Annotated in this window: 5 protein-coding genes; all 5 read right to left on the bottom strand. The window is 54.3% G+C overall.

Annotated features, from left to right (window positions below; translation table 11 throughout):
* Positions 1 to 205: hypothetical protein (locus tag MLY01S_RS12840; RefSeq protein WP_218000450.1), on the bottom strand; the 205-nt coding region annotated here is incomplete at its 3' end.
* 99 nt (positions 206 to 304) lie between these two features.
* Positions 305 to 1285 (bottom strand): MFS transporter, encoded by a 981-nt coding sequence (locus MLY01S_RS12545; RefSeq protein WP_127913475.1) that lies wholly within the window; start codon positions 1283 to 1285, stop codon positions 305 to 307.
* 301 nt (positions 1286 to 1586) lie between these two features.
* On the bottom strand, positions 1587 to 1901 hold the full coding sequence (locus MLY01S_RS12540) for a hypothetical protein (protein ID WP_127913474.1): 315 nt from the start codon (positions 1899 to 1901) through the stop codon (positions 1587 to 1589).
* A 682-nt stretch (positions 1902 to 2583) separates the two neighbouring features.
* On the bottom strand, positions 2584 to 2883 hold the full coding sequence (locus MLY01S_RS12535) for a hypothetical protein (protein WP_127913473.1): 300 nt from the start codon (positions 2881 to 2883) through the stop codon (positions 2584 to 2586).
* Between the two features lie 413 nt (positions 2884 to 3296).
* A complete protein-coding gene (locus MLY01S_RS12530) occupies positions 3297 to 4307 on the bottom strand; it encodes a nitroreductase family protein (RefSeq protein ID WP_135103385.1) in 1011 nt (336 codons plus the stop codon).
* Positions 4308 to 4629 lie beyond the last annotated feature (322 nt).

Genomic DNA, 4629 nt, shown 5'->3' with positions numbered 1-4629 from the left:
GCCCCTTATCCTGGACTGGACCGCATTCACTCACTTCTGACTCGAATTTGCGCTCCAGCACCACAGCCGTGACGTGTTCGAGGGACAGCCCAGCACTGATAGTCATCCGATATGCCTCCATATCGATGTTCAGAACAATGAGAGCGACATAACCAGGGCGACTTGCAGGCGACTTCTCCATTTCACACTGGAGTGCGGGAAACACGCCCAAGGAGCCAACCGACTACACCAGGAGCTTGAGGGACGGAAAAACTCTAAGAGACAGGAACGTCGCCCCACAAGAAAATGCACTTCCCATCGCGTATCATGACTCGGCTCGACTGGAACCGCCAGCAGCCGACGCGCGCGCTGGGGCGCATATCAAAGCGCCACCAAGTACTGCCAAAACACCGCCCGCAGCAACCGTGATGCCGTAAACAGAAACAACCGGAACAAGGGCGAAGAGCGCCGCCGCAAGCCCGGAGGCCACCAAGGACGACACCGCTGATGCAGAGCTCACCGTCGCCGATACGCGTCCTAGCAACTCAGGCGGGGCAGCATTCTGCAAGAGCGGCCCCTGCGCCACCCCATAGGCGCTTACGAAAACACCAGCAAAAAACATGAAAACGAAGGATGGGACCATTGCATCTACGAGACCCAACCCAACGTAAGTCAGTCCCATAATGCAAAGAACTGCCACGAACACCACCCTGAGCCCAAGCCTGGAGATGAATGCAGGCGCTACAAGAGAACCCATTAATGCACCAATTCCAAAAAGTGAGGACGCCAGTCCAAACTCCACAACTGTAAATCCCTTTCCTGCGGTCCAAAGCAGAATAAGTGCAACATTGTTCAAGCCGAGAGGGACGCCATAGATGGTGGCGCCAACAAGCACATACCGAAGCTCAGGAACCTTCCAGGAAACAGCCCAACCCTCAACAAGCGAAGTGAAGAAACCTTTCTCCGGAGCAGCAGAATCCTGTACTGTATCCTCACTACAGTCATAGCCAACTCGCGAGGAAGCGAACACCCCAAGGGCGAACAAGCAGTTCGCGATGAACAGGGATCCAACGAGACCAAGCCCAATGAGAACAGCCGGCCCAGCCGCAGCGGCTACGATCGAAGCAGAAGTCAGAACGGCCATGGAAAGGCTCGCAGCATGAGGCCGATGCTCCGGCACTACAACTTCTCGTACCACGACTGCACGAGCAATGAAGAACAGCTGATTCAGGGCAGACAATATGGATGTCGCCACAATCAAAAGTATCGCAGTTAAGTGCTCGTCATGCCCTGAAACGATCATCATACAGAGGGAAGCGAGCAAGACTCCCGTGCGTCCAAGCGATGAAATCAGAAGCGCACGAGTGCCGCCAACCCGGTCAACAGTGACTCCAAGAAGGATTCCACCAAGAATCCTCGGAGTCGTTGAGAAAACGATGTACGCCCCGACAAGCAAAGGTCTCTGACTGTCATCGAAAGAGGGACTCGTGGCAATCCACGCGTAAACGATTGCTTCAACCAGGAACTCCGCGAAGGAGGTGAGGCATGTAGCGCTCAGTACCCAGCGAAAACTTCGTGAGCCCAGGGATAAACGCGTGACTGGCATCTCACCTCCAACCGTTCCACTCGATCAGCTCCTGTGCCTGACGTGCGATCAGGGGATTCCGGTGAAGCGTGGCGTTCTCCAAGGCGCGAAACGCGGATTCGTCGCCGATCTGGCCCAAGCGAAGCGCCTCAATAGCACGCCAATCCTCGAATACTGGATCAAAGTCCACTAAATTAATGTTTTGCCCGAGAAGTCGTTCGATAGATCGCCTCTTCCATGTCCACTCTGGGTCACTCCACGAGGAACCGTCATAGGGCTCCAATGCGGATCGTTCCATGAAGTCATTCACAGGCTGATACCGGGTCTCCACACTCACACGCCACCCTTCGCCCCGATTACGCGATCCTCCATGCGGGGTAGTGGAGTAGAAAACCACCGCATCCGACGGACTAAGGATAGATTCCTGCTGGCTGCACGGTTCCAATCCCTCCGTGGTCAACGTCCACCCGGACATGTTCTCGGATGACAGGGTCAGTTGCACAGGAATGGAACCCGGCGTCCAACGAAACAACGGCAATGCTCCAGTCTCTGGTGTCACATGAAAGATGGGAGACCATACCGTAATCTGACGCAGACTTCCCTGAAGCTCAAAGCAGTCCGCATGTACTCCCGGTGCCGCTGCCCATCCAGACTCATCCGGTGGCACTGCGCGCAACCACTGATTCGGATGCACGATAACTTCATCATCGAACAGCTCCGCCAGTGCATTCTCAAGACCCTGCGGCGACGCCAACTCTGCAACTTCGGGCCTACACCTCGTCGCCGGAAGCGTCATCGCTGTAGACTCAGCATCATCCGTGCTCCTGACGTACCTTGGCTGACCATTAGCTGTCCCCTCAGATACTCTATAGTGGTTCAGCTCCTGCGAAACAAGTCGCTGCAATACCTCGATCGTAGACTGGGAATGCAGCCCACGAACAACAGAATATCCCTTCGATTTCATATCCGAGAGGAAAATGCCTGTGTCTATACTCATTTTATCACCAAATAGATTAGTATTAACGCTGAAACTCGAGGCCCAGTCGCAGAAAGTGGATGGGATCGCGTTCCTCGGGCAGGCCGAGCGCATTCTTAATGATGGTCTCTGAAACGGCTGGCGTCATGCGCGAAGCCAAGCCATTTGAAAGGCCCTCCAGGACGAGGGCTTGTCCGAATCTACCCGCATCAACAAGCGCCTGGAGATAAGCGGAGGCTCCCCCCTCAGGATAGAGGGCGGCATGATACTCCCAGTCTACTCCAATAAGGATGGCAACCCCATTGCCATCGCCCCAGCTCTGACCTTGGATGAATTCACTCACCCTAGTAGATCCATCCGTAACCCGCCTCAGGTGTCTAGGAGATGTATCGACGATCCACCAACCATCCGCCCAACCGTCCACCCCGCGAGTGTGCAACGCGAAGAAAACATACGGTGACTCATCGTGGATCGCATATAGACGTCGCAGAATCCTCTCGAAGACCGCCTTGCTCAACGATAAGTCATCCCACCGTGTTGCCGATCTACGCGACAGGAGCCGGTCTACGTCGAACCCGCTTACGATGCAACTGGCCGTTTCCCGATGGTTCCGCAATGCTCGTTCAGGGGATATTTCTTCCGTCGCTTGGTTCATCACCAGATATGGCCTATGCCAGCCATACTTCGCCCACGCGGCGGGGATCCCAAGCCCATCAAGCTTTGAGTCGTCTTTAATAGGTGCAAGGCAATCATCGATCATGATGTGATCTTTCCCCTGATGAGAAGAGGGAGCTCAGTATCAGCCCCAACCCTCTCTCCGAAATTGATGTCAATCTCAGCTACGCTGGCATAGCTCCAGTTCAGAAAACTGGACAATGCAGCCAGTTGGCCGTCGCAGTGTCCCGCATCAACGAGCACGGCTCTGAAACTACGTGGATCACGGTAGCGGAACATGTCTCGCTCGATCGCTGCCGCCAGGAAGAACTCCACATACCAAGTGGATTCCCTGGGAGTGACATGCTTCCTTGGCGCTTGCTCTCGATCTTCAATCAGAACAAGGTCGTTGTTTCGAACGTTAAAGTGGTACATTCCAGGTATGAGGCAGGGGCTCTTATGTACCTTAATGAACAGCTCGATTGGATGCCTAGACCCTCCAGAAGGGACAGACTTATGCAAGAGCATCATCTGAGAGTAGCGAGAGATTTGGTCCACAAAAGGCCAAATCTTTGAAATTTCTCCAAAGGAAAGGCTAATGAGAGACACGAACCTCAGGAACTCTGAATGGTAAGCGCTTTCTAGTGAGAAATCGAGCGGCCTTGGAATTGCAATCCTCATACCCTCACTTGACGGATCGATATCCAGGTAAGGTGATGGACGTGAATCTGACTCGTCCAAGTAACGTCGCATGATATGGGCGTCTTCGCTGAATGCCTGGATTCCAGTGCTCATATCGAGGAACGGATAGTCTCGAGTGGCTACATGGTAACCGTATGGACATCCGCTCGCCTTGGAAACGATGATCCTTTCCCTGACAAGAAGCTCAGCGACTGCGTTCACACGATCTAGGCCCGTTTCCATCGCATCAGAAATCGCTTGGATTGTGATCTTATCGCCTGGTTCCTTCTTGCGAAGCAACCCGGCTAATCCAGAATCAAGGATTTCCAGTGCTTCTCCCGCGGCGTGTCCCTGCACTCCTAAACCTGAATCCGTCTCCCACTTGAGCGTTCCTTCGGAAAGTCGGAAGCACTCCTCATCATTACTATTCATATGTCCCATCCGGTTTACGCCAGGGCGGCCCGTGAGGAGATCTCACGGGCCGCCTCTTACTGGCACTAGGTCAGGCTGCAGCCTGACGGCTGGCAGCCGGCTTCGGCCGACGCTTCGTGACCTTCAGAGCGACGAGGTTGCAGGTACCGGTCTGGAGCAGAGCGGGCTTGTTGATCATGGAAGATTCCCTCCTGTGGTGACTGACCTAACGCATAGGTCATCGTTACCGATTCTTGTGAGCATCCTGTCCGACAAACTGCTGCGGATAGGACGTGAGACACGTTATGGTGTTGCGCAGATCACTGTCAAGGGCTGTCTTGAG

Source organism: Micrococcus lylae NBRC 15355, assembly GCF_001570885.1.
In the GTDB taxonomy this organism is placed as follows: Bacteria; Actinomycetota; Actinomycetes; order Actinomycetales; family Micrococcaceae; genus Micrococcus; species Micrococcus lylae.
This window is presented reverse-complemented; position numbering and strand designations above follow the sequence as displayed.

Excerpts from the sequence above, each read along its gene's own strand:
- MLY01S_RS12545 (WP_127913475.1), bottom strand. The coding sequence starts at position 1,285 with ATGATGATCGTTTCAGGGCATGACGAGCACTTAACTGCGATACTTTTG.
- MLY01S_RS12530 (WP_135103385.1), bottom strand. The coding sequence starts at position 4,307 with ATGAATAGTAATGATGAGGAGTGCTTCCGACTTTCCGAAGGAACGCTC.